Below are 21,655 nucleotides of genomic sequence, written 5' to 3' on the forward strand. Positions count from 1 at the left end.
CCCGCCGCGCCTTAGCGCGACGAGCCTTTGCGGTTTTCGGGCCGGTGTTGCGGCGTTACATCGCCGCGTGGCCGGCCAGCGCCGCCAGCAACAGCAGCGCGACGATGTTGGTGATCTTGATCATCGGGTTCACCGCTGGGCCCGCCGTATCCTTGTACGGGTCGCCCACCGTGTCGCCGGTGACCGCGGCCTTGTGGGCTTCGCTGCCCTTGCCGCCATAGTTGCCGTCTTCGATATACTTCTTGGCATTGTCCCACGCGCCGCCGCCCGAGGTCATCGAGATGGCGACAAACAGGCCGCCGACGATGACGCCGAGGAGCAGGGCGCCCAAGGCCGCGAAGCCTTCGGCTTGTCCCGCGACCGCGCTGATCACGAAGTACACCACGATCGGCGCGAGCACCGGCAGCAGCGACGGGATGATCATTTCCTTGATCGCTGCCTTGGTGACGAGGTCGACCGTGCGGGCATAGTTCGGCCGCGACGAGCCATCCATGATACCCGGATTGTCGCGGAACTGTTCGCGCACGTCCTTGACCACGTCGCCGGCCGCGCGGCCGACCGCTGTCATGCCCATCGCGCCGAACAGATAGGGCAGCAACGCACCCAGCAGCAGGCCGACGATGACGTACGGGTTTTCCAGGCTGAAGTTGACCTGAAGGTTCGGGAAGAATTCCTTGAGGTCGGTGGTGTAGGCGGCGAACAGCACCAGCGCGGCAAGGCCGGCCGAGCCGATGGCATAGCCCTTGGTCACCGCCTTGGTGGTGTTCCCGACCGCGTCGAGCAGGTCGGTCTTTTCACGAACGCTGTCGTCGAGCCCCGCCATTTCGGCGATGCCGCCGGCATTGTCGGTGACCGGTCCGTAGGCGTCGAGCGCAACGACCATGCCCGCCAGTGCCAGCATCGCGGTCGCACCGTAGGCGATGCCGATCAGGCCCGCGAGCTGGTAGGCGATGATGATGCCGGCGACGATCACCAGGGTCGGCAGCGCGGTCGATTCAAGGCTGATCGCCAGACCCTGGATGACGTTGGTGCCATGACCCGTTTCCGACGCTTTGGCGATCGAACGGACAGGGCGGTAATTGGTGCCGGTGTAATATTCGGTGATCCAGATGATGAGGCCAGTGATTACCAGCCCGAGCAGCGCGCAGTAAAACAGCTCGCGGCCATTGAAGGTCACGCCCGGGAGGTCGGTTTCCATTCCGCCGAGCGCATAGCTGGTCGCGAACCAGATGGCCGGCACCGCCAGCACCGCGCTGACCAGAAAGCCCTTGTACATGGCGCCCATGACGTTGGTGCCGCCGCCGAGCTTCACGAAGAATGTGCCGACGATCGAGGTCAGGATGCATGCGCCGCCGATCAGCAGCGGCAGCGCCATCAGGTTGGGCAGCAGATCGCCGACGCCCTTCATGAGGAGCGCAGTCAGCACCATGGTGGCGCCGACGGTGACGACATAGGTTTCGAACAGGTCGGCGGCCATGCCGGCGCAGTCGCCGACATTGTCGCCGACGTTGTCGGCGATGACGGCCGGGTTGCGGGGGTCGTCTTCCGGGATTCCGGCTTCGACCTTGCCGACCAGGTCGGCGCCGACGTCGGCGGCCTTGGTGAAGATGCCGCCGCCGAGACGCGCGAAGATCGAGATCAGCGAAGCGCCGAAGGCGAGGGCGACGAGGCCGTCGACCACGGTGCGGTCTTCACCGCCGACGGTGTAGCCGCCCGGGCCGGTGAGATACCAGTAGAAGACCGCGATCGCGAGCAGCGCGAGGCCGGCCACGAGGAGGCCGGTGATGGCACCGGCGCGGAAGGCGAGGGTGAGGCCCTGCTGCAAGCCTTCGCTGGCAGCCTGCGCGGTGCGCACGTTCGAGCGCACCGAGATGTTCATCCCGATAAAGCCCGCGACACCCGACAGGATCGACCCGAGCACGAAGCCGGCGGCCGAAATGGGGCCAAGGAACAGGAAAACGACGATGGCAACGACCACGCCGACGATGGCAATGGTGGTGTACTGGCGGCGCAGATAGGCGGAAGCGCCTTCCTGGATGGCGCCGGCCACTTCGACCATGCGCTGGTTGCCGGGCGAGGCGCGCAGCACCTGCTGGCTGGTAAGGATGCCGTAAAGCAGCGCGACGACGCCGCAGGCGATCGCAACTAAGACCAAGTTCATGTTGGAAAAACCCCCATTCGACCCTGAAGACGCGCCGGCTGTTACCGGTCGCGGCGTTTGAAGTGCGGGTGGAAGGTGTAACGGGCTTTTGGGCGGTGGCAACCCGCTCGATAGAAGGGCTTAGTGAATGAGCAGCGCGGTCGCCATGCCGGACGCCACCCCAAGGACGGCGATGACCCACTGGCGGGTGCTAAGCATGGCGATGTTCATAACCCAGATGCTCCGGCAACGGCACCTCTCCGTCGGCATCGTGGAGCGTCAAAACTCCGCCGTCGGTCAGCGACCCGATGCGAGCAAGAATCGTCCCGGAAGGTAAAGAAAGGCTTAAGACTGGGTCGAAATCGGCCGGCAGTGCCGCCAGCAGCGCATAATCGTCGCCGCCTGTCGCCGCAAACAGGCGGGTCGCGCGGGCCTGGCCATGATCGGCGATGAACGCACGCGACAGCGGGATGGCGTCTAGGTCGATCGTGGCGGCGCAACCACTTGCCCGCATCAGCCGCATCAGGTCGAGCAACAGGCCGTCGGAGACATCCATCATCGCATGGGCATGAGGCGCGATGGCTCGCCCTGCCGCGAGTTGCGGGACGGGTCGTCGATAGGCCTCGACCAGTGGCCCCTCGCAGCGCGGATCGCCGGTCAGCGCCATCAGGCCCGCCACGCCGTCGCCGATATTGCCGACCAGCCACAAGGCATCGCCGGGCTTGCCGCCCGCCCGCGACGGCGGCTCCGCCTCGGATCGGCCGATCGCCGTCAGGCCGAAAACGCGCGGCGCGTCGAGGGGGAGCGAAATGGTGTCGCCGCCGATCAGCGCCAGGCCATAGGCCTCGCACGCCGCCGCGACCCCGCCGAGGAACGCCTCGTTCCAGTCCGCGCCGGCCAGCGTCATGCTCATCAGGGCTGCGACCGGCGTCGCGCCCTTTGCGGCGAGATCGCTGAGGTTGACCGTAACCAGCTTCCAGCCGACCGATGCTGGCGGATCGTCCTTTAGGAAGTGGACGCCCTCGGCAATGCTGTCGTGCGTGATGACGAGATCGCCGAGCACGGCCGCGTCGTCGTTCAACCCGCGAGCAGCAGGATGGGTGGCGAGCGCTCGCAGCCGCTCGATAAAGGCCAGTTCGCTCTGGCTCATTGCAAAGGACGCGCCGCGGTGCTGAACATTGCGCCACTATAGACCGATGAGGCCCCGCCGATGAAAGCCCCCCTGTTCGCCATCGCCCTGATCGTCGCAGCGCCTGCACTTGCGACGACCGACGACCCTTCGCACATGATGCCGACGATCAGCGCCGGTCATGTGATCGCGTGGCAGGACATGGATGGCGGTGCGGCCGGCCGGATGACGGTCTGGGTCTGGACCCCGCCCGGTTACGGCAGGGTCAAGGGCAAGCGCTATCCGGTGCTTTACATGCACGACGGTCAGAACCTGTTCGACAAGGACCTGACCAAGTTCAACCAGGAATGGGGGATCGACGAAGCAATCCCGCGGATGGTGGCGCAGGGCGACCTGCGCGACTGGATCGTGGTCGGGGTGCAGAGCCCCAAGTCGCGCTACGATACGCTGTTTCCCACCAAGCTTTTCCAATATCTGCCGGCCGACTTCCAGCAGCGGGTGAAGACGCTCGACAGCGGCGATCCCAAAGGTCCGCTGGCCGGCGACGATTATCTGCGTTTCCTGGTCAGGGTGGTGAAGCCCCGGGTCGATCGCAGTTTCCGCACCTTGCCGGGCCGCGACGATACGGCGGTGATGGGCTCGTCGATGGGCGGTCTGATGAGCTTTTACGCCATGGCCGAATATCCCGAAATATTCGGACAGGCGGCCTGCGTGTCGATGCACGTCGCGCTTGGCAGCCCGACCGACAAGGACACTGACCATGCCAGGGTGTCGGTGAATGCGGCGGAGGCGTTCCGCAAATATCTGGCGACCAGCCGGATACGACCGGGCATCAATCGCCTCTACATTGATCATGGGACCGGCACGCTCGACGGCACCTACGGGCCCTATTCGGAAAAGCTGGTCGCTGTGCTGAAGGCGCGGGGCTGGACCGGGCCGTCGTTCAGCTTCCGCACTTTCGCCGGGGCGGAGCATAATGAGACGGCGTGGGCGCAGCGGGTCGATATCCCGCTCGCGTTCCTCGATCGCAAGGACCCTTAAGCCGGACGCGCGGCCTTGCCGATGCTGTCGAGCAGGCCGTTGACGAAGCCCTTTTCGCGCTTGTCGTAAAAGGCGTCGGCGACGTCGACATATTCGCTGATGACCGTCGCCAGCGGCACGTCGCGGCGGGCGAGCAATTCATAGGCGCCCACACGCAGGATCGCTTTCATCGGCTTGTCGAGGCGCGGCAGCGTCCAGCCATCGGCAAGGTTGTCGCCGATCAGCGCGTCGATCTCTTCGATCCGCGCCAGCGCGCCGGTGACGAGGTCGTCGAAAAAGCTCTGTTCGGCCTCGGCATAGGTGGCATCCTCGATCGTCGCGCCGAGGCGGTGATCGTGGAATTCATGGATCAGCTTGGCCGTCGGCGTGCCTTCCATGTCCTGCTGGTAGAGCGCCTGCACGGCGGCAAGCCGGGCGGCGGAGCGCGAGATCGAGCGAGTCATGATGCGGCGCCCCTTAGCGATTCATTGGCCGATGAGGAAGGGGCGCAGCGCCGCTGCGACCTGATCGGGTGCCTGCCACGGAGCGAAATGGCCGACGTCGGGCAACGGGAATACCTCTACATCGTCGCCAACCTCGCCGATGCCTTCAAGCTGGATTGGCAGCAGCGCCTTGTCGTCCAAGCCCCAGACGATGCGAACCGGGATATTGAGCTTGGGAACACCGTTCGTGACCCAGTCGGGCATGCTCGCCGCTTCGTCCGGCCCCGGGACGACGATGCGGCTGGCGCGGTACCAGTTGAGCATCGCGGTCATCGCGCCGGGCTGGCTCCAGTCGTCGATGTAGCCCTGTCGTTCTTCCGCGGAGATGCTGGCCAGGTCGACATGCGGTGTGAAGCTTTTGTCGAAGAATGCCTCCATGCCCATCCGCGCAATCCCCGCCTCCATCGCCGGGTTGCGGAAGGCATTCATATATTGGCTCGCCGCGCGCTGGGCGGGATCCTCGATCAGGCTTTTCTGGAAGATCAGCGGATGTGGCGAGTTGACGATCGCCAGTCGTTCGATCCTCGGAGAACCGCGCAGCGCCGAGGCCCAGGCGATCGCGCCGCCCCAGTCGTGGCCGACCAGTGCGAAGCGCTCCGCGCGTATGGCATCAGCCAGTGCGAACAGGTCGGCGACCAGCGTGTCGGTGGCATAGTCGGCGACGTCGTGCGGCTTGTCGGTCGCGCCGAACCCACGCAGATCGGGCATGATCATCCGCACCTTGTCCGACAGCAGCGGCACCAGCCCGCGCCACGTCCGATGGCTTTCGGGGAAGCCATGGACGAAAATTGCCGGCGGTCCGTCGGCGGGTCCGGCGGTGGCGACGTTCATGGCGATGCCGGTCGACAGCGCGACCTTCCGTTGCTCGATCATGGCTTGTGCTTCCCGCCTGCCGCGCCGAATGTCCAGTCATGCATCATATCGGAATCCTGCAATACAGCCTTGAAGGCGCGCTCCTCTGCTATCGGGAGGCTGCGTTTGAAGCGATGCGGCGGCTTGGCGAGCATCGCCATCCGCTGATCACCATGGCCGGGCTCAGCATGGCCGAGACGATCGACGATTGGGATGCCAAGAACTACGACGCGCTCCGGGCAGGAACAGCGGCGGTGGTCGAGCGGCTGGCGCGCGCCAGTGCCGACTTTTTCGTGATGCCGGACAACACCGCCCACATCGCGTTGGAGGAAGAAGGGCCGCCGCTCGCGATTCCCGGTCTCCACATCGGCGAGGTCGTCGCCTCGGCGGCTTCCGATCGCGGCTATCGCAAGGTCGGCATCCTCGGCACCAACTGGACGATGGAGGGCCCGGTCTATCCCCGAGCGCTCGCGTTTCACGGGATGGAATGGGCCGTGCCCGATGCGACGACGCGCAAGGAACTGCACCGCATCATCATGGACGAACTGTGCATGGGCGAGTTCCTGACAGACTCGATCGCGATCTTCCAGGCGGCGGTAGAGGCTCTGCGGATCGACGGCTGCGATGCGGTGGCGCTTGTCTGCACCGAAATCCCGCTCATCCTTAATGACGACAACAGCTCGCTACCGGTGCTCGATTCGACGCGGCTACTGGCGAAGGCTGCGGTCGACGTGGCGCTCGGCGACAGGCCGCTGCCCAATTGGCGCGGCGGGCGCGCTCAAAGGTAGCTGACGGTTTTCGGCACTTCGGGAATCGGGATGAACTCTTCGGTGTCGCCCGGTACCAGCGGGAAGCGCCTGGCCTTCCAGTCCTCCTTGGCCTGGTTGATCCGATCGCGGCTCGAGCTGACGAAATTCCACCAGACATGGCGCTTGGTCGCAAAGGCTTCGCCCCCCAGCAGCATCGCCCGCGTCGGTGCGGATGCACGCAGAGTCATCCCCTGGCCCGGCGCTAGAATGTAGAGCGTGAACGGTTCGAGCGACTGTCCGTCGAGGCTGGCGTCGCCTTCAGTCACCAGTACCGCTCGCTCGTCGGCATCGGCGTCGATCGGGATCGACGCACCGGCGTCGAGGATGATGTCGGCGTAGATGGTCGCGCTATGCTGGGTAACGCCTGCGGTCTGGCCCCATAGCGTACCCATCAGCACTCGCGCCGATACGCCTTCGCCCTCCACCAACGGCAGGCCGTCCGATCCGACATGTTCGAACGCCGGGTCGATCTCTTCCTTGCCGTCGGGCAGCGCGAGCCAGGTCTGCATCCCGTAGAAGACGGGACCGTCCGGACGCGTAATAGCAGGCGACCGCTCCGAATGGACGATGCCCGTTCCCGCCGTCATCAGGTTGATCGCGCCCGGCTCGATGACCACGTCGCTGCCAAGGCTGTCGCGATGCTGGATCGCGCCTTCGAACAGGTATGTGACGGTCGCGAGGTTGATGTGCGGGTGTGGCCTGACATCCATGCCGTGACCGGCGGGCAGCTTGGCCGGGCCGAACTGGTCGACGAAGATGAAGGGCCCGACCATCGTCCGCGTCTTCGCCGGCAGGGTGCGGCGGACCTTGAAGTCGCCAAGGTCGTGGGTGACGGGAACGATGACGTCCATAGCTATTCTCCCGGAGCGAGCGCTTTAATGCTGAGGGCGTGGACCTTGTCGACCATCAGCTCGCCCAGCGCAGCATAGATGGCGCGTTGCCGCTGCACCCGGTTCTGTCCCTCGAATAAGGGGCTGGCGATGGTCAGCGCGAAATGGCTCTCCCCGCTGCCGTCATGCCCGGCGTGGCCGACATGGTGGTGGCTCTGGTTTTCAAGGTCGAGCGTCGTGGGGTTTAGCGCGGCCTCGAGGCGGCGGATCATTTCGGCGGCGACCGGACCGGTGGAAGAAAGGCTCATCGCGCCTATATAGTGGGGCTAATCATGAGCGCGAAGATGAATATCGAACTGGTGAAGGCGGCCAAGGGCGCGGTCATCCGCGTGCTGCGCGACGACGGCAGTACCGCGGAAAGCTTCCTGCCCGCCAAAGGCCCGGTACCGCACGATGCCGTCCATTATTTCGTCGAACGCGAATTGGGATGCGACAATGCATTCTGGGGCCTGGTTGCTGCGGGGCACCACCCGGAAGCGATCGCCGACCTTGCCAAGGCGTCGGGTCATGCTAGCGCCAAGCGGGCGGATATCCCTGCAGCCGATTTCGTGGCCGCCATCCAGGTGGAGCGAATCGTCGAGGCGTTCGAAGCCGATCACTGGAGCGGCGGCAGCGGCGATCCGGCAGGCATCGTCGCGATGGCGCGATCAGGTTGCGAGCAGTCCAACGTCGCCCCGGTCGATCTAGGGCCGGCGCAGGTCGAGCGTATTCGCCGCGGCATCGCCGACTTTGCCGCGGGCTGGGCAGAACTGCCGCAGGGCGGGTCGATGCCCCTTGCGTGGGGGAGCGGGATATGAGGCAGACCCGCTTCCATGGCCGCGTCGAGGGAGCGGCCGCTTGCTGTTCGGTCCCCGGCTGCAGCGAGCCGGGCGAGTTCCGCGCGCCGGTGACACCGTCCTCGTTCGACGGCCCCGGTTCGTTTCGCTGGCTGTGTCTCGACCATGTGCGCCAGTTCAACAGCGCCTATAACTTCTTCGCCGGAATGACGCCGGACGAGATCGAAGCGGCGCAATCGCCGACGGCGGGGTGGGAACGACAAACTCGCGCTTTCGCCTCCAACGGCGGCGACCCGATGCCTTCATGGGGCGACTTTTCCGACCCGCTCGACGCCATTTCCGCCCGCTTCCGGCCGACCGCAAAACGGCAGGCGGTCGAGCGCTTTTCCGGTGCCGAGCGCCATGCACTGGGCGTGCTCGGACTGAAGGACGATACCGACCTCCATAGCGTCCGGCGGCGCTATTCCGATTTGGTGCGGCGCTATCACCCGGACCGCAATGGCGGCGACCGTCGTCATGAAAAGAAGCTGGGCCAGGTGATCGAGGCCTGGCAGACACTGAAGATCGCGCGCGCCTTCGCCTGAGCTATTTCGACAGGGCGAAGTCCACCCGCACCGCCACCGTGCTGCTGTTGACCCCCGGATTGAACGGCGGCGGCGGGGGCGCAGCGACCTGGGCGATCGGCGGCGGCGCATTGAAGGTCTGGATCGCGCTATCCATCGGCTGGGGCTCACCGCCGGCTTGGCCGCCATCGCGAATTGCCAGGATGCGGTCGACCTTGAGGCCAGCCGCCTGCGCATAGGCATCGGCGCGTGAGCGTGCGGCCTTGTAGGCCGCGGCGTAGGCCGAAAGGCTGGCCTTTTCGGCATCGGCCACCCGCAGCGACGGCCCCGACAGCAGGTTGGCGCCAGCCTGGGTCGCGGCGAGCACGGCATCGCTGGCGCGGTCGAGCTGTTTCAGGCGGACGGTCACGGTGTTGTTGGCCTGGTACCGGCCACGATCCTTGCCGTAATCGATGCGATTGAGGGTGAGGCTGCTGGTTTGCAGGTCGTCGGGCTTGATCCCGAACTGGGTGAGCGCGGCGGTGACTGCCTGCATCTTGCTGTTGTTGAGCTGGCTCGCTTCCGCCGCCGACCCGGCCAGTGTGGTCACGCCGAGCGAAAAGCGCGCTTCGTCAGGCCGCGTTTCGGCGCGACCGGTGGCCGACACGGTCAACAGGGTTTCATCACGATCGACACCGCGGGGATCGGGAGCCGACTGGCCGCAGGCGACAAGCGGAAGAGCGAGAAACAGGACGGGAAAACGCATCGAAAGCCCTCCAAGGTAGGCTCAGATGTTACATTGTTACATGAGTCTGTCAATCGCGGTTGGGCGCCCCCACCGGGAAGTAGGCGCGGAACGGTCTCGCATCCTCCACGCACCGCGAAACCGGCGGCAAGTCCAGCAATTCCGCCCGCAATGCGGATAGTCGCGGACGCGCCGGCCCGATCGGTTCGATCCAGTCCGCATAGAAGAGCGACGGCGCGGCCGCACAGGTGACCAAGGACACATGCGGTGGAAGTTCGTTCTGACCCAGCCAGCCCTCGATCCAGTCGTAGGCCTGTCGCAGCCGCGCCTTTCCACCGGCAACCTCCGCTTCGACCGGCTGCTCGCGAAGCCCGAGTTCGGGGTGGTCGCGATCTATGAAATATGCCGACACCACGCGCTGCATATTGCCCATCACATAATGGTCGAACACGCGGTCCATCATGCGGGCGACGACGGCGGCTGCCGGGTCTTCCGGGATCAGCGGGGCGGGGCCGGGGTGGTGTACGGCCAGATGCTCGACGATGCTTGTCGCCTCGACCACGACCGTGTCACCGTCGACCAGCACGGGAATGTGGCCGCCGGGATGCGTCTTTCCGGGGAATTGTTCGCACAGCGGCCGGTCACTGGCCATCGGCGCGAAGGTGAAGGGCGTGTTGTTTGCGTAGAGCGGGATCAGCGCCTTCCACGTGTAAGACGAAAAGAGATGGCCGTGCAGCGTGAGCGTCACCACTTGCCCTCCGCAATCGCCTGCTGGCGCTTGGCTTCGTGCGCGTTTGCCTTTGCCGCAGGAGACTCGCCGGTCGCCACGCAGAGTTCAGGGACGAAGACGGCAACTGCCGTACCCCTGGAGGTGGTCTTGCCGCTTTCGAACCGGAGCGTTGTTGGCGGAGAGCCGGGGGCAAAGGTGCGTTTCCCGCTGCCGAGGACGACCGGGTAGGTGAGGATCGTCAACCGGTCCAGCATGCCGCGCTCGATCAGGCCCGGATAAAGCGTGCTGCTGCCCCAGATCTGCAGGTCGGGGCCGTCGCCTTGCTTGATCTCGGCGAGCGCGTCGAACCCCGAAACGCGGCGGCTTCCCGCCCAGTCGAGCGGAGCGTCGTGACGCGTCATCACAAACTTCTCGGCGGCGTTGAAATCGTCTGCGATCTCCTTGTCTTGGCCGTCGTGATAAGGCCAGTAGGAGGCGAATATATCGTAGGTGCGGCGACCAAGCAGCAGCGAATAGGGCGGCATCAGGCTCGGGCCGATTGCTGCACCGGCCTCTTCGTCGGGAAAGCCGAACTGCCAGCCACCCAGCGCAAACCCGTCCGTCGGATCTTCACTTGGACCACCCGGCGCCTGCATTACGCCGTCGAGCGACTGAAATACGGTGCCGACAATCTTACGCATCCGCGGGCTCTCCCGCGATGGCCGCCTCGATCGTGGCATGATCGATCTTCTGCATGGTTATCATGGCGTCGAACACGCGCTTGGCGACGACGGGGTCGGGGTTCGTGTTGCCTTCCAGCAGGATCTTCGGGGTGATCTGCCAGGCAAAGCCCCAGCGATCGGTGCACCAGCCGCAATCCATCGCCTGCCCGCCGTTTCCGGTGATTGCGTTCCAATAGCGGTCGGTTTCCTCCTGGCTTTCGGTGATGACCATGAAACTCACTGCCATATTGGGCTTGAACGCCGGGCCGCCGTTGAGGCCGATGAAGTCGCGGCCTAGCACCGTGAATTCGACGGTCAGTTCGTCGCCTTCATGGCCGTCCGGATAGTCACCGGGCGCGCGCATCGCGCTGCCGACACGGCTGTCGGGGAAAGTGGCGGAGTAGAATTCGGCCGCCCGTCTCGCTTGGCCCTTGTCGAACCATAGGCAATTGGAAAGCGTTCCCATTCTGACCTCCTCAGCTTTTGCGCGGGCCAACCACGCCGAATAGCGCGCCCTGCGGGTCGATCCCGATCATCGCGAACTCGCCGCCGGGGATCGGCATCGGCGCAGCGATCTTCTGCCCCCCGCCGTCGGCGACGGCCTGCTCCGCCCGGTCGATGTCGTCGACGCCGATGTAGTGGACCCATGCGCTCATCGGGCTTTCCGGCACTTTGCGCATGATGCCGCCGATGCCGACGCCGTCGGCCTGGACGAATTTATAGTCGCCCATCTCGCCCATGGGCATGCCGCCTTCCTGGGTCCAGCCGAAATGCTTGGCAAAGAAGGCGATCGCGCCGTCCTGGTCGGTGGTCGACAGTTCATTCCAGCGGAAATGCTGGGCCTCATGCGGATCGAACACGTCGCTCTTGGCGTCTGGCTGGTCCGCGGGCGGGGTCGGCTTCATGATGTAGAAGGGGACGCCGACCGGGTCGGTGACCATCGCCACCCGCCCCACATTGGGAATGTCGAACGGCTCCATATGGACCTTGCCGCCATCGGCCTTGATCGCCTCGGCACGGGCATCGACGTCGTCGTCGTGAATGTAACCGAGCCAGATCGGCCGTGCGCCATGCTCGCGCATTTCTTCGGTCAGTGGCAGCACCCCTCCGGCGAACTTGCCGTCGTAGCGGCCGATCATCCGATAGCCGTTGGGGAAATCCGACTGCGGCGAAATCGACCAGCCGATGACGCTGTCGTAGAAATTCTTGGCCGCGTCGGCGTCCGGCGTCACCAGTTCGTACCAGATGTAGCTTCCGGCCATGATCAAATCTCCTCGTAGTCGACCTCGGGCGTAAAGCCGCCCCAGAACATGCGCTTCATATCGAACGGCATAGGGGCGCCGGGTTGCATGTCCGGGTCCGCCATCAGCGCTTCCCAGCCCTTGTCGCGCGTTTTCTTATCGGGCCACAGGATGTAGGCGAACACGACGTTCTCGTCGGCCGTCGCCTTGACCGAACGGGGGAAGCTGGTTTCCTTGCCTTCTTCCAGCCCGTCGCCCCACGCCTCATGCCCGCCGATCGCACCGAGCGACCGGCACTTGGTTGCCATCTTGCGGGCGAGATCGAAATATTCGTCCTTCTTGTCCTTCGGTACCGGGACAACGAAACCGTCGAGATATGCCATGACGACGCCTCCTCAAGCCTGCTCGAACGACGCCGCACCCTGTTCCGCGGCCGCGGCGTCCATCCACATGAACTCGAAGTGATTGCCGTCCGGATCGAGGACGCTTCGGCCGTACATGAAGCCATAGTCCTGCACCGGACCCGGGTCGGCCGTTCCGCCTGCCGCTACACCGGCTTCGATGGTCGCATCGACGGCTTCGCGGCTGTCGCGCGACAGGCAGAACAGGCCGGCGCTGTTCTTGCGGACATCAGCGATCGGAAGGCTGGTGAACTGGCGATATTTGTCGTGGGTCAGCAGCATGAAGAAGATGCTGTCGGAAATGACCATGCAGGCCGCTGTCTCGTCGGTGAACTTGGGCTCGTTGTGCGCACCAACGGCTTCCAAGAAACGTCGAGATGCGGCGAGGTCGCTGACCGGAAGGTTCACGAAAATCATCTGCGGAGTGGTCATTTTTCTCTCCCGAATCGTCTGATTCGTCTTGTCTTGTGACCCTCTAAGTCATAAATAGCAACTATGGAGTTAGAAAATATAACTAGTTCGGGACGATCCGTGTCAAAGCGCCGGTATGATGATGCCTGCGGCACGGCGCACGGGCTTGAGTTGATCGGTGAACGCTGGGCGTTGCTGGTACTTCGCGAACTGATGCTGGGACCGCGCCGCTTTTCGCAGCTGAAGGAAGATCTGCCGGGCATCAGCGCCAACGTGCTGACCCAGCGGCTCGCCGAACTGGAGGAGCGAGGACTCGTTGTGAAGAAACGCCTGCCCGCCCCGGCCAGCGTCCAGGTCTATGAAGCGACCGAATGGGGACTGGAAGCCGAGCCGATCGTGCAGGTGCTGGGTCGCTGGGCCGCCCGCTCGCCGCATCACGATCCGACGCTTCCGATCAGCGGCGTATCGATCCTGTTGTCGTTCCGCACCATGATCAACGAGAAACGGGCCAAGGGCATCGACGCGCGCATCGGCTTCGTCTTTGGCGAGGATCGTTATGTTGCCCGGCTGAAGAAGGGCCGGATCAAGGTCGCGAAGGGCGAAACCGCAGGCGTGGACCTTTTGTTCGACGGGAATCCGTCCGCCTTGGCTGCCATCGTCTATGGTGGCGCGCCGCTGGAAATCATGACGGTGACGGGCGACCTGGCGCTGGCGGCAAAGTTCCGGACACTGTTCCCGTTGCCCCCGAAAGTTGGCGAGACGCGTTCTTGAGGCGAATCCCCTAAACGCCTAAGGCGAGTCTCATGACCGACATCCCCAACGTCACGCTCGACAGCCGCGCCGATACGATCCTTTCCGCGCCGGACAAGATGGTGAAGGCGCGCGACGCCTTCGGCATCGATACCGATCTGGAAATCCCGGCATTCAGCGAGGCGGACGAGCGGGTGCCCGACCTCGACCCGGCCTATGTGTTCGACCCGGATACGACGATGGCGATTTTGGCCGGCTTCGCGCGCAACCGCCGCGTCATGGTCCAGGGTTACCACGGCACGGGCAAGTCGACCCACATCGAACAGGTCGCGGCGCGCCTCAACTGGCCGTGCATCCGCATCAACCTCGACGCGCACATCAGCCGTATCGACCTCATCGGCCGCGACGCGATCGTCCTGCAGGACGGCCAGCAGGTCACAGAATTCCGCGAAGGCCTGCTGCCCTGGGCGCTGCAGCACCCGGTCGCACTGGTGTTCGACGAATATGATGCGGGCCGCCCGGACGTGATGTTCGTGATCCAGCGCGTGCTGGAAACCGACGGCAAGTTGACGCTGCTCGACCAGAACCGGGTGATCCGCCCGAACCCCTGGTTCCGCCTGTTCGCGACGACCAACACCATCGGCCTCGGCGACACCAGCGGCCTTTATCATGGCACGCAGGCGCTCAACCAGGGGCAGATGGATCGCTGGAACATCGTCACCACGCTCAACTATCTTCCGGCAGCGACCGAGGCGCAGATCGTCCTCGCCAAGTCGGGCGAATATGACCAGCCCGACGGCAAGGCGACGGTCGACAAGATGATCAAGGTCGCCGACCTGTCGCGGCAGGGTTTCATCAACGGCGACATTTCGACCGTCATGAGCCCGCGCACGGTCATCAGCTGGGCGCAGAATGCGCTGATCTTCGGCGACGTCGGCTTTGCCTTCCGCGTCTCGTTCCTCAACAAGTGCGACGAGAGCGAGCGGCCGCTGATCGCCGAATATTACCAGCGCGTATTCGGTACCGACCTGCCCGAGAGCATCGCCCACCGGGCCTGACGCATGGCCCAGCCGACCAACCTCGAAAAATTCCGAACCGTCCTAGCCGGGGCGACCCGTGCGATCGCGCGCGACGCGGAGGCCGAGGTCATGTTCACATCTGAAGGGAGTGGCGCCGCCGGAAAGGTTGCGCGTGTCGCCTCGCCCGGCATGGGCATGGACCCACGTCTGGTCGCCGAAGCGCGTGGGGCCGCGGATTCGCTGGCGCTGAAGCTTCGTCATCATGATCCAAGATTGCACGCCAGCCGCGCGCCGTTGGCGGATAATGAAGCCCGGGCGGTATTCGAAGCGCTGGAAATGACCCGGGTCGAAGCGCTCGGATCGCGGACCATGGCGGGGGTGCGCGAGAACCTCGACCGGCTGGTCGAGGCGCGAGTCCGCACCGACGCCATCACCCGTGCCCGAACGATCGAGGAAGTCCCACTGGCCACCGCCGTAGCGCTGCTGGCGCGCGAGCGGCTGACGGGCGAAGCGCCGCCCGAGGCTGCGGCGCCGGGTCTCGGCCTGATCCGGCCGTGGATCGAGGATAAGGCGGGTGCGGAGCTCGACGCGCTGGCGCTGTCGATCGACGACCAGGCCGCTTTCGCTACCCTATCGCGCCGACTGCTCGAGGATCTTGAGCTCGCCGATCCCGAATCGGATGCGGAGCAGGAGCCTGAAGAGGGCGGCGACGAGGACCAGGGCGAAGACGAGGGCCCCGACGAGCAGGACGACGCCGAGACCGACGGCGGCGCGCAGGGCGGCGAGATGGAGATGCGTTCGGAAGAAAGCGAGCGAGACGACGGCGAGGAGGAACAGGCCGACAGCGAAGCCGAGATGGAGGAAGGCGACGCCACCAGCGCCGATGATGGTGGCGAACAGGCGCGCGCCAACCCCTCGCGCCGCAACTGGCCCGACGAGCCCGCGACCGATTACAAGCCCTTCACCACCAAGTTCGACGAAATCGTCACCGCCGCCGAGCTCTGTGACGAGGAAGAGCTGCTACGCCTGCGCGCCTATCTCGACCAGCAGATGGCCAGCCTCGGCGGCGTCGTCACGCGCCTTGCTAACCGGCTGCAGCGGCGACTGATGGCGCAGCAGGCGCGCAGTTGGGACTTCGACCAGGAAGAAGGCCTCCTCGACGCCGCCCGGCTGGCGCGCGTGGTCGTCTCGCCGGGCCATTCGCTCAGCTACAAGGTCGAGCGCGAGACCGAGTTCAAGGACACCGTCGTCGGGCTGCTGATCGACAATTCAGGCTCGATGCGCGGACGACCTATCTCCATCGCCGCGACCTGCGCGGATATCCTGACCCGGACGCTGGAGCGCTGCGGGGTCGCCACCGAAATCCTCGGGTTCACGACGCGCGGATGGAAGGGCGGGCAGAGCCGCGAGGCGTGGCTCGGCGAAGGACGTCCGCCGCATCCTGGTCGCCTCAACGACCTCCGCCATATCATCTACAAGCGCGCGGATGAGCCCTATCGCCACGCGCGAAAGAGCCTCGGCCTGATGATGCGCGAGGGGCTGCTGAAGGAAAATATCGACGGTGAAGCGCTGCTATGGGCGCACAACCGGCTGATCGCGCGTCCTGAGGAGCGAAGAATCCTGCTGGTCATTAGCGACGGGGCGCCGGTCGACGATTCAACCGCGTCGGCCAATGGCGGGACCTATCTGGAAAAGCATCTTCGTCAGGTCATCGGCTGGATCGAATCGCGCTCCAGCGTCGAATTGTCTGCGATCGGAATCGGACACGATGTGACGCGATACTATTCGCGCGCGGTGACGATCATGGACGCCGAACAGTTGGGCGGCGCGCTGATCGAGCAGCTCGCAGGCCTATTTGACCAGAAATGAGAGAGTTCGTCGGGCGGATGGGCCCGGAGTGATACGCACTCCGGGCCCCCCTCTGTACGCAACAGGAGGGATTCGGTCCGCCTCACGACGTGCTGACGAAGGGAAAAGGGGGAAACCTCCGTCCATGGATGCGCTTATGGCCGATTCGCAGTTGAACGAGGCTGAATAGGTCGTGCAGCGAATGTTCATGAAATCACGCATTTTCAATGGCTTGTCTGTCGGCTTGGCGACATTGCTGGCATTTGGACGGATCCACGGCATGCCATCGATCGCGCCGTTGCCCACAGCTGCTCGGCCCATTGTCGCGACCCCCGTCGAGGTCGGTGACCCGCCAAGTCCCTTCCGCCTCGCCGGGGCATGGAGTCTCGAATCGCCCGACCGCCGCCTGCGCGGCATTTCCGGCCTCGCCATCGACGGCGAGGGGCTGCGCGCGATCAGCGATCTTGGCGCTGCCGTCCGGTTGGATGCCCCGAACGGAGCGGCGCAAGCGGCCGCATTCGCCGACCTTCGCGACGGGCCCGGCCGGTTCGGGTATAAAATCCACCGCGACGCTGAGGCAGTCACGACCGACGGACAGGGCGGCTGGCTGGTGGCGTTCGAGCAGCGCCATTCGCTGTGGCGCTACGACCGCGATTTCGCGCACAGCTACCAGCTTGCCCCGATCGATCGTCCATGGGCGAACAATGGCGGCGCGGAAGCTATTCTCCGGCGCGACGGCCAAATCGTCGTGTTCTCGCAGGCAGGGGACGAGGTGTTGACGCTCTCGGGCGGACGCTGGATCGGCCGCCCGCTAGAGACCGGCGGGTGGGAAGTCGCCGACGCAGCGATGGCGCCGGACGGCGCGACCTGGCTTTTGCTGAGGCGATTCGGGATGCGCGGGTTTGAAAATGCCCTCGCCCCGCTGGCGGAGCGAAACGGCGCATTTGCAGTGGGCAGTGTGACGCCGGTGCCCAAGGGCTGGTCGGACAATCTGGAGGGGTTGGCGATCGCGCAGCAATCCGACGGCCTGCGCTTCTGGCTGATCAGCGACGACGGCCACCGCATCTTCGCGCGCACGCTGCTGATCGCACTCGACCTGCCGCTGACACAAGAAAACGCCCGGCTGTGAGGCCGGGCGCTGTCTGAAACTCACAAAACTTCAGGCTGCTCTCATAACCGTCCCCCGGACGGTTACTTCGCAGCCTTCTTGGCGAGTTCGCGCTTCAGCTTTGCCGCCTTCGGCGACAGCTTGTCTTCGCTCGTCTTCACGAGCCAGTTGTCGAGGCCGCCGACATGCTCGACCGAACGCAGGCCGTGGGTCGACACGCGAAGCTTCACGCTCTTTTCAAGCGATTCGCTCATCAGCGTCACGTTCTGCAGGTTCGGCAGGAACGTGCGCTTGGTCTTGTTGTTGGCGTGGGAAACGTTGTTACCCACCTGCCGGCCCTTGCCGGTCAGCTCGCAAACGCGCGACATCGGTCACATCCTAATCTGAAGGTTGGACGCCGAAGCGCCCGGAAAGCGCCGCCCGATACCGTCACAGGACCAATACGTCAACCTTTCGGCGCCGCTTTCCGCTCACGCGCGGGAAACCTTGGCGCGACTTCGGGCGTTGGCTGGGCACATCTTAGGGGAGCAGTCGCATGCGTGCCATCTTCGTTCTGCTGATCGTTGCGGTGATCGGCTTGATCGCTGCCATCCAGTTTGGGCTGATCAACATCACCCAGACCCAGCCTGCCACGACTCCGACGGTCACGGCGGAGAACGGCGTGATTCGCGCCGAACCCGGGCAGGCACCGGCCTTCGACGTCGAAACCGGCACCGTTGGCGTCGGGACGCGCGAAGCCAATGTCGTCGTTCCCCAGGTCGAAGTCACCAAGGGTCAGGCGACGGTCAAGGTTCCGACGGTCGAGGTCAACAAGCCGGCCGACGCCCCCGCCAAGCCCTGATCCTGCCGGATGACGTCGTCGTCGTGCTGCGCTAGCGTGGCACGGTGACCGCCTTTCCACTCCCTGCACCGATGCGCCGCGCGCTCGACCTGGCCGCCGAATCTGCTGCGGCGGGGGAGGTGCCTGTCGGCGCAGTGATCACGCGCGGCGACGAGGTGATCGCCGAAGCTGGCAATGCCATGCGCGGCACGCTCGATCCGACTGCCCACGCCGAAATCGTTGCGATCCGCCGGGCGGCGGAGCGGCTCGGTGAGCCGCGCCTCGACGGCTGCACCCTGTGGGTGACACTGGAGCCTTGCGCCATGTGTGCCGGCGCCATCGCACTGGCGCGGCTCGACGCGGTGCGCTTTGCCGCGGAAGACCCGAAGGGCGGCGGCGTCCTTCATGGTGCGCGGGTCTTCAGCCAGCCGACCTGCCACCATCGACCCGATGTGCTGGGCGGGATCGGCGAGGCCGAGGCGGCGCGCCAACTGCGCAATTTTTTCGAGGCACGCCGGACATAGAAAAGGGCGCCGCAAGCGACGCCCTTTCCCGTAATTTCAGCTGTTGGCTTAGTAGGCGCTCTGCTGGGTGACCGGGACCACCTTGATTTCGACGCGGCGGTTGGCCTGGCGGCCCGCCTCCGTATCGTTCGACGCGATCGGCTGGGTTTCGCCATAGCCGCGGACGCCCATGCGGGCGCGGGCGACGCCGCGACCGGCCAGATAGTCGGCGACCGACTGGGCGCGCTGCTGCGACAGGGTCATGTTGTAATCGTCGGGACCATCGGCGCTGGCGTGGCCAAGGACGTCGATATAGGTCTGGTTATAGGTCGACAGGGTCTGGGCGACTTGGTCGAGCGTGCCTTGGAACTGCGGCTGGATAGCCGAGCTGTTGACCGGGAAGGTGATGCCCGACGGCATGCGCAGGATCAGGTCGTCGCCCTGACGGATCACGTCGACGCCGGTGCCGGCGGTCTGGCGACGGAGGTCGGCTTCCTGGCGGTCCATGTATGCGCCGACAGCGCCGCCGGCGATCGCGCCGATACCGGCGCCGAGGATCTTTTCGGTGCGGTCGCTGCGGCCTCCGACAAGATCACCCACGAGGTAGCCGCCGAGCGCGCCGCCGATGGCGCCGATCGCGGTCTTCGAAATGGTCCGCTGACCCGTGTAAGGATCGGTGGTGCAAGCGGCGGTCATGACCGCGGCGGAGGCGGCGAGAACGCCAAGAATGTGAATGCGACGCATTGAAAATCTCCGGATATGCGTGTTGGGATCGGGTGAGGGAACGGCAGGAAAGGCCGATTGTTCCGCCTGATGATCGGACGTCCGGCCTTGCCGTGGCGCGAAATTGACGGCATGGACTCGACCATATCATGAGCGACGCGCTCCTCCCCTTTCCCTGGCTCGACCTTCTGCTCATCGTGGCGCTCGTCGCGCTAAACGGCGTATTCGCGATGAGCGAGCTGGCGATCGTGTCGTCGCGCGAGGCGCGGCTGAAGGCGCTGGCAAAAAGCGGGTCGAAGGGCGCGAAGGCGGCGCTCGACCTCGCTGCGGAACCGGGTCGCTTCCTTTCGACCGTGCAGATCGGGATTACCCTCATCGGCATCCTGGCCGGTGCCTATTCGGGCGCCAGCCTAGGTGACCCGGTCGGGCAGCGGCTTGCGCTGCTGGGTATCGATCCCGAAACGGCAAGGACGGTCGGCTTTGGGCTCGTCATTGTCTTCACGACCTTCATTTCGCTGATCATCGGCGAGCTAGTTCCCAAGCAGTTTGCGCTGCGCAATCCGGAACCGATCGCCGCCTTCCTGGCCCGGCCGATGATCTGGCTGTCGAAGCTGACCGCCCCCTTCGTCTGGCTGCTCGACCGCACCAGCGCGATGATCTTCAAGCTGGTCGGCCTCGACCGGGAATCGAAGAATGTCGTGACGGCCGAGGAACTGCACCTTGTCGTGGCGGAAGCGCAGACTGCAGGCGTGCTTGAGGAAAGCGAGCGGGCGATCATTTCGGGGATCGTCCGATTGGCCGATCGCCCGGTGCGCGAAGTGATGACCCCGCGCACCGACATCGACTGGATCGACATCGGCTGTTCGCGTGACGAGCTGCGCCAGACGCTGTCGGAAACGCCGCACAGCCGCTTGCCCGTGGCCGACGGGTCGGTCGACAATATCGTCGGGGTGGTGTCGACCCGCGACATGCTGACAGCTCTGCTCGACGGGCGAGAAATCGATATCCGCGAACTGATGCGCGATGCGCAGGTCATCCCCGACCTGATGGACGCGATGGACGCGCTGGCGGTGCTTCGCGGGGCCGATGTCCCGCTCGCGCTCGTCCACGACGAATATGGTCACCTCGACGGCATCGTGACCCCGGGTTCGATCCTTGCCGCACTGGCAGGCGCTTTCGCCAACGACCTCGACGAGGGTGAGGACCCGCCCTGCGTCGAGCGGGAAGACGGCAGCTGGCTGGTGTCGGGCGCGGCGAGCGCCGACCTCCTATCCGATCGGCTGGGGGTAGCGATGCCCGGTGAGCGCGATTATTCGACCGTCGCCGGTTTCGCGCTTTCGGTCCTGAAGAAGATCCCGGAAACGGGCGAGCATTTCAAATATGACGGCTACCGGTTCGAAGTCGTCGACATGGACGGCCGCAAGATCGACAAATTGCTCGTCACCCGGCCGCGCAAGCCGCGCGGCGAGCGGACGGCGGACGAACAGTCCGCCGCCTGATCGACCTCAAAGATTGCCGAATTTTACCGCGTAGCCGTCGGTGTCTCCGCGGGCGAGATAGTCGGCCTGCTCAACGATCCGGTCCCGGGCAAAGCGGCCCTTGAAGGCGCCGAGCGAGGCGTCGAGCGTTTCGACCTGTCCCGGCGACAGCCCGGCGATCTGGTCGAAGCGCATGATGCCGCGCTCGTTCAGCAGCGCGGCCATCTTCGGCCCGACACCCTTCAGCTTCTGCAGATCGTCGGGCGCACCCGCGGCGCCGGGCAGTTCGGCATGAACCTTGGTGCCGAGGATTTGGCCCGCCACGTCGCTGGTGGCGGCCGCGGCCTCATCAGCGACACCTTTTCCTTCGCCGACCTTCGTCATGTGCGGGCGCACCGGCGCGCTGTCGCTGAGCGTCACGCGCTGACGCGGCTTGAAAAAGAAGTAGCCGGTGATCAGACCGATCAGGACGGCGACGAGGATGATGGGCCAATATTCGGTCAGGAAAGCCACGGG

General features: G+C 65.1%; 27 protein-coding genes. 11 read left to right on the plus strand and 16 right to left on the minus strand.

Annotation, left to right across the window (positions count from 1 at the left end; all coding sequences use genetic code 11):
• Positions 1-55 precede the first annotated feature (55 nt).
• Together G570_RS03120 and thiL are read right to left on the minus strand one after the other, a co-directional pair.
• Positions 56-2,161 (minus strand): sodium-translocating pyrophosphatase, encoded by a 2,106-nt coding sequence (locus G570_RS03120; RefSeq protein ID WP_037499040.1) that lies wholly within the window; start codon positions 2,159-2,161, stop codon positions 56-58.
• A 190-nt stretch (positions 2,162-2,351) separates the two neighbouring features.
• The gene (thiL, locus tag G570_RS03125; RefSeq protein ID WP_037499043.1) at positions 2,352-3,290 is read right to left on the minus strand and encodes a thiamine-phosphate kinase; all 939 of its coding nucleotides are present in this window, start codon (positions 3,288-3,290) and stop codon (positions 2,352-2,354) included.
• Positions 3,291-3,350: 60 nt separating this feature from the next.
• Here thiL and G570_RS03130 point away from each other — a divergent pair, with 60 nt between their 5' ends.
• Positions 3,351-4,310 carry an alpha/beta hydrolase gene (locus G570_RS03130; protein WP_051503987.1) on the plus strand — a complete coding sequence of 320 codons (960 nt, stop codon included), beginning with the start codon at positions 3,351-3,353 and terminating at the stop codon, positions 4,308-4,310.
• Here the strand turns inward: G570_RS03130 and nusB are convergent.
• Positions 4,307-4,753: a transcription antitermination factor NusB gene (gene nusB / locus G570_RS03135; RefSeq protein ID WP_037499046.1), complete on the minus strand. Its 447-nt coding sequence runs from the start codon at positions 4,751-4,753 to the stop codon at positions 4,307-4,309. The two genes, G570_RS03130 and nusB, sit on opposite strands and share 4 nt — an antisense overlap.
• A 21-nt stretch (positions 4,754-4,774) precedes the next feature.
• Positions 4,775-5,665 carry an alpha/beta fold hydrolase gene (locus tag G570_RS03140; protein ID WP_037499049.1) on the minus strand — a complete coding sequence of 297 codons (891 nt, stop codon included), beginning with the start codon at positions 5,663-5,665 and terminating at the stop codon, positions 4,775-4,777.
• A gap of 38 nt (positions 5,666-5,703) precedes the next feature.
• Between G570_RS03140 and G570_RS03145 the strand changes: the two genes are divergently transcribed.
• Positions 5,704-6,432, plus strand: coding sequence for an aspartate/glutamate racemase family protein (locus G570_RS03145; protein WP_037499051.1), 729 nt, complete (start codon positions 5,704-5,706; stop codon positions 6,430-6,432).
• On the opposite strand, the gene G570_RS03150 is transcribed toward G570_RS03145, so the two are convergent.
• Positions 6,423-7,304 carry a pirin family protein gene (locus tag G570_RS03150; protein ID WP_037499054.1) on the minus strand — a complete coding sequence of 294 codons (882 nt, stop codon included), beginning with the start codon at positions 7,302-7,304 and terminating at the stop codon, positions 6,423-6,425. The two genes, G570_RS03145 and G570_RS03150, sit on opposite strands and share 10 nt — an antisense overlap.
• Positions 7,305-7,306: 2 nt before the next feature.
• The gene (locus G570_RS03155; protein WP_037499055.1) at positions 7,307-7,591 is read right to left on the minus strand and encodes a BolA family protein; all 285 of its coding nucleotides are present in this window, start codon (positions 7,589-7,591) and stop codon (positions 7,307-7,309) included.
• A 24-nt stretch (positions 7,592-7,615) separates the two neighbouring features.
• On the opposite strand from G570_RS03155, the gene G570_RS13050 reads away from it, so the two are divergent.
• Together G570_RS13050 and G570_RS03165 are read left to right on the plus strand one after the other, a co-directional pair.
• Complete coding sequence (locus G570_RS13050) at positions 7,616-8,140, plus strand: hypothetical protein (RefSeq protein ID WP_051503988.1); 525 nt, start codon at positions 7,616-7,618, stop codon at positions 8,138-8,140.
• Entirely contained in the window at positions 8,137-8,703 is a 567-nt protein-coding gene (locus G570_RS03165) for a J domain-containing protein (protein WP_037499058.1), read from the plus strand. Before G570_RS13050 ends, G570_RS03165 begins: the two co-directional genes overlap by 4 nt.
• 1 nt (position 8,704) lies before the next feature.
• Here the strand turns inward: G570_RS03165 and G570_RS03170 are convergent, their stop codons facing one another.
• Genes G570_RS03170 through G570_RS03200 form a run of 7 tightly spaced genes read right to left on the minus strand, consistent with a single transcriptional unit; the run spans position 8,705 to position 12,911 of the window.
• On the minus strand, positions 8,705-9,427 hold the full coding sequence (locus G570_RS03170) for an SIMPL domain-containing protein (protein ID WP_037499060.1): 723 nt from the start codon (positions 9,425-9,427) through the stop codon (positions 8,705-8,707).
• 49 nt (positions 9,428-9,476) lie between these two features.
• Positions 9,477-10,154 carry a glutathione S-transferase family protein gene (locus tag G570_RS03175; RefSeq protein WP_037503598.1) on the minus strand — a complete coding sequence of 226 codons (678 nt, stop codon included), beginning with the start codon at positions 10,152-10,154 and terminating at the stop codon, positions 9,477-9,479.
• Complete coding sequence (locus G570_RS03180; RefSeq protein ID WP_037499063.1) at positions 10,151-10,816, minus strand: dihydrofolate reductase family protein; 666 nt, start codon at positions 10,814-10,816, stop codon at positions 10,151-10,153. Before G570_RS03180 ends, G570_RS03175 begins: the two co-directional genes overlap by 4 nt.
• Entirely contained in the window at positions 10,809-11,303 is a 495-nt protein-coding gene (locus tag G570_RS03185) for a VOC family protein (protein ID WP_037499065.1), read from the minus strand. The genes G570_RS03180 and G570_RS03185 overlap by 8 nt, the downstream gene beginning before the upstream one ends.
• 10 nt (positions 11,304-11,313) lie before the next feature.
• Positions 11,314-12,099, minus strand: a complete 786-nt coding sequence (locus G570_RS03190) for a VOC family protein (protein ID WP_037499068.1) — start codon at positions 12,097-12,099, stop codon at positions 11,314-11,316.
• A gap of 2 nt (positions 12,100-12,101) precedes the next feature.
• The gene (locus G570_RS03195; protein WP_037499070.1) at positions 12,102-12,461 is read right to left on the minus strand and encodes a DUF1428 domain-containing protein; all 360 of its coding nucleotides are present in this window, start codon (positions 12,459-12,461) and stop codon (positions 12,102-12,104) included.
• 12 nt (positions 12,462-12,473) lie between these two features.
• Complete coding sequence (locus tag G570_RS03200; protein WP_037499073.1) at positions 12,474-12,911, minus strand: VOC family protein; 438 nt, start codon at positions 12,909-12,911, stop codon at positions 12,474-12,476.
• Positions 12,912-13,010: 99 nt separating this feature from the next.
• On the opposite strand from G570_RS03200, the gene G570_RS03205 reads away from it, so the two are divergent.
• The 4 genes from G570_RS03205 to G570_RS03220 all read left to right on the plus strand — a co-directional run bounded on the left by G570_RS03205 (position 13,011) and on the right by G570_RS03220 (position 17,636).
• Positions 13,011-13,661, plus strand: coding sequence for a winged helix-turn-helix transcriptional regulator (locus G570_RS03205; RefSeq protein ID WP_245600251.1), 651 nt, complete (start codon positions 13,011-13,013; stop codon positions 13,659-13,661).
• A 32-nt stretch (positions 13,662-13,693) separates the two neighbouring features.
• Positions 13,694-14,698 carry a cobaltochelatase subunit CobS gene (gene cobS, locus G570_RS03210; protein ID WP_037499078.1) on the plus strand — a complete coding sequence of 335 codons (1,005 nt, stop codon included), beginning with the start codon at positions 13,694-13,696 and terminating at the stop codon, positions 14,696-14,698.
• Between the two features lie 3 nt (positions 14,699-14,701).
• Positions 14,702-16,528: a cobaltochelatase subunit CobT gene (cobT, locus tag G570_RS03215; RefSeq protein ID WP_037499079.1), complete on the plus strand. Its 1,827-nt coding sequence runs from the start codon at positions 14,702-14,704 to the stop codon at positions 16,526-16,528.
• A 259-nt stretch (positions 16,529-16,787) separates the two neighbouring features.
• On the plus strand, positions 16,788-17,636 hold the full coding sequence (locus tag G570_RS03220; protein WP_169731724.1) for an esterase-like activity of phytase family protein: 849 nt from the start codon (positions 16,788-16,790) through the stop codon (positions 17,634-17,636).
• Positions 17,637-17,698: 62 nt separating this feature from the next.
• Here G570_RS03220 and rpmB read toward each other — a convergent pair whose 3' ends face one another.
• Entirely contained in the window at positions 17,699-17,983 is a 285-nt protein-coding gene (gene rpmB, locus G570_RS03225; protein ID WP_037499083.1) for a 50S ribosomal protein L28, read from the minus strand.
• Positions 17,984-18,150: 167 nt separating this feature from the next.
• On the opposite strand from rpmB, the gene G570_RS03230 reads away from it, so the two are divergent.
• Positions 18,151-18,456 carry a hypothetical protein gene (locus tag G570_RS03230; protein ID WP_037499084.1) on the plus strand — a complete coding sequence of 102 codons (306 nt, stop codon included), beginning with the start codon at positions 18,151-18,153 and terminating at the stop codon, positions 18,454-18,456.
• A gap of 71 nt (positions 18,457-18,527) precedes the next feature.
• Positions 18,528-18,959, plus strand: a complete 432-nt coding sequence (locus G570_RS03235) for a nucleoside deaminase (protein ID WP_037499086.1) — start codon at positions 18,528-18,530, stop codon at positions 18,957-18,959.
• Positions 18,960-19,007: 48 nt separating this feature from the next.
• Here G570_RS03235 and G570_RS03240 read toward each other — a convergent pair whose 3' ends face one another.
• Positions 19,008-19,682: a YiaD family glycine zipper/OmpA-like lipoprotein gene (locus G570_RS03240; protein ID WP_037499090.1), complete on the minus strand. Its 675-nt coding sequence runs from the start codon at positions 19,680-19,682 to the stop codon at positions 19,008-19,010.
• Between the two features lie 128 nt (positions 19,683-19,810).
• Here G570_RS03240 and G570_RS03245 point away from each other — a divergent pair, with 128 nt between their 5' ends.
• Complete coding sequence (locus tag G570_RS03245) at positions 19,811-21,160, plus strand: hemolysin family protein (protein ID WP_051503989.1); 1,350 nt, start codon at positions 19,811-19,813, stop codon at positions 21,158-21,160.
• Between the two features lie 6 nt (positions 21,161-21,166).
• Here the strand turns inward: G570_RS03245 and G570_RS03250 are convergent, their stop codons facing one another.
• The gene (locus G570_RS03250) at positions 21,167-21,652 is read right to left on the minus strand and encodes a hypothetical protein (protein WP_051503990.1); all 486 of its coding nucleotides are present in this window, start codon (positions 21,650-21,652) and stop codon (positions 21,167-21,169) included.
• Positions 21,653-21,655: the final 3 nt, after the last annotated feature.

The sequence above is a fragment of the Sphingomonas jaspsi DSM 18422 genome (assembly GCF_000585415.1).
GTDB classification, from domain to species: domain Bacteria; phylum Pseudomonadota; class Alphaproteobacteria; order Sphingomonadales; family Sphingomonadaceae; genus Sphingomicrobium; species Sphingomicrobium jaspsi.

What these genes read in the sequence shown, in the direction of transcription:
- G570_RS03120 (WP_037499040.1), bottom strand. Translation starts at nt 2,161, where the DNA reads ATGAACTTGGTCTTAGTTGCGATCGCCTGCGGCGTCGTCGCGCTGCTT.
- thiL (WP_037499043.1), bottom strand. Translation starts at nt 3,290, where the DNA reads ATGAGCCAGAGCGAACTGGCCTTTATCGAGCGGCTGCGAGCGCTCGCC.
- G570_RS03130 (WP_051503987.1), top strand. Translation starts at nt 3,351, where the DNA reads ATGAAAGCCCCCCTGTTCGCCATCGCCCTGATCGTCGCAGCGCCTGCA.
- nusB (WP_037499046.1), bottom strand. Translation starts at nt 4,753, where the DNA reads ATGACTCGCTCGATCTCGCGCTCCGCCGCCCGGCTTGCCGCCGTGCAG.
- G570_RS03140 (WP_037499049.1), bottom strand. Translation starts at nt 5,665, where the DNA reads ATGATCGAGCAACGGAAGGTCGCGCTGTCGACCGGCATCGCCATGAAC.
- G570_RS03145 (WP_037499051.1), top strand. Translation starts at nt 5,704, where the DNA reads ATGCATCATATCGGAATCCTGCAATACAGCCTTGAAGGCGCGCTCCTC.
- G570_RS03150 (WP_037499054.1), bottom strand. Translation starts at nt 7,304, where the DNA reads ATGGACGTCATCGTTCCCGTCACCCACGACCTTGGCGACTTCAAGGTC.
- G570_RS03155 (WP_037499055.1), bottom strand. Translation starts at nt 7,591, where the DNA reads ATGAGCCTTTCTTCCACCGGTCCGGTCGCCGCCGAAATGATCCGCCGC.
- G570_RS13050 (WP_051503988.1), top strand. Translation starts at nt 7,616, where the DNA reads ATGAGCGCGAAGATGAATATCGAACTGGTGAAGGCGGCCAAGGGCGCG.
- G570_RS03165 (WP_037499058.1), top strand. Translation starts at nt 8,137, where the DNA reads ATGAGGCAGACCCGCTTCCATGGCCGCGTCGAGGGAGCGGCCGCTTGC.
- G570_RS03170 (WP_037499060.1), bottom strand. Translation starts at nt 9,427, where the DNA reads ATGCGTTTTCCCGTCCTGTTTCTCGCTCTTCCGCTTGTCGCCTGCGGC.
- G570_RS03180 (WP_037499063.1), bottom strand. Translation starts at nt 10,816, where the DNA reads ATGCGTAAGATTGTCGGCACCGTATTTCAGTCGCTCGACGGCGTAATG.
- G570_RS03185 (WP_037499065.1), bottom strand. Translation starts at nt 11,303, where the DNA reads ATGGGAACGCTTTCCAATTGCCTATGGTTCGACAAGGGCCAAGCGAGA.
- G570_RS03190 (WP_037499068.1), bottom strand. Translation starts at nt 12,099, where the DNA reads ATGGCCGGAAGCTACATCTGGTACGAACTGGTGACGCCGGACGCCGAC.
- G570_RS03195 (WP_037499070.1), bottom strand. Translation starts at nt 12,461, where the DNA reads ATGGCATATCTCGACGGTTTCGTTGTCCCGGTACCGAAGGACAAGAAG.
- G570_RS03200 (WP_037499073.1), bottom strand. Translation starts at nt 12,911, where the DNA reads ATGACCACTCCGCAGATGATTTTCGTGAACCTTCCGGTCAGCGACCTC.
- cobS (WP_037499078.1), top strand. Translation starts at nt 13,694, where the DNA reads ATGACCGACATCCCCAACGTCACGCTCGACAGCCGCGCCGATACGATC.
- cobT (WP_037499079.1), top strand. Translation starts at nt 14,702, where the DNA reads ATGGCCCAGCCGACCAACCTCGAAAAATTCCGAACCGTCCTAGCCGGG.
- G570_RS03220 (WP_169731724.1), top strand. Translation starts at nt 16,788, where the DNA reads ATGCCATCGATCGCGCCGTTGCCCACAGCTGCTCGGCCCATTGTCGCG.
- rpmB (WP_037499083.1), bottom strand. Translation starts at nt 17,983, where the DNA reads ATGTCGCGCGTTTGCGAGCTGACCGGCAAGGGCCGGCAGGTGGGTAAC.
- G570_RS03230 (WP_037499084.1), top strand. Translation starts at nt 18,151, where the DNA reads ATGCGTGCCATCTTCGTTCTGCTGATCGTTGCGGTGATCGGCTTGATC.
- G570_RS03235 (WP_037499086.1), top strand. Translation starts at nt 18,528, where the DNA reads ATGCGCCGCGCGCTCGACCTGGCCGCCGAATCTGCTGCGGCGGGGGAG.
- G570_RS03240 (WP_037499090.1), bottom strand. Translation starts at nt 19,682, where the DNA reads ATGCGTCGCATTCACATTCTTGGCGTTCTCGCCGCCTCCGCCGCGGTC.
- G570_RS03245 (WP_051503989.1), top strand. Translation starts at nt 19,811, where the DNA reads ATGAGCGACGCGCTCCTCCCCTTTCCCTGGCTCGACCTTCTGCTCATC.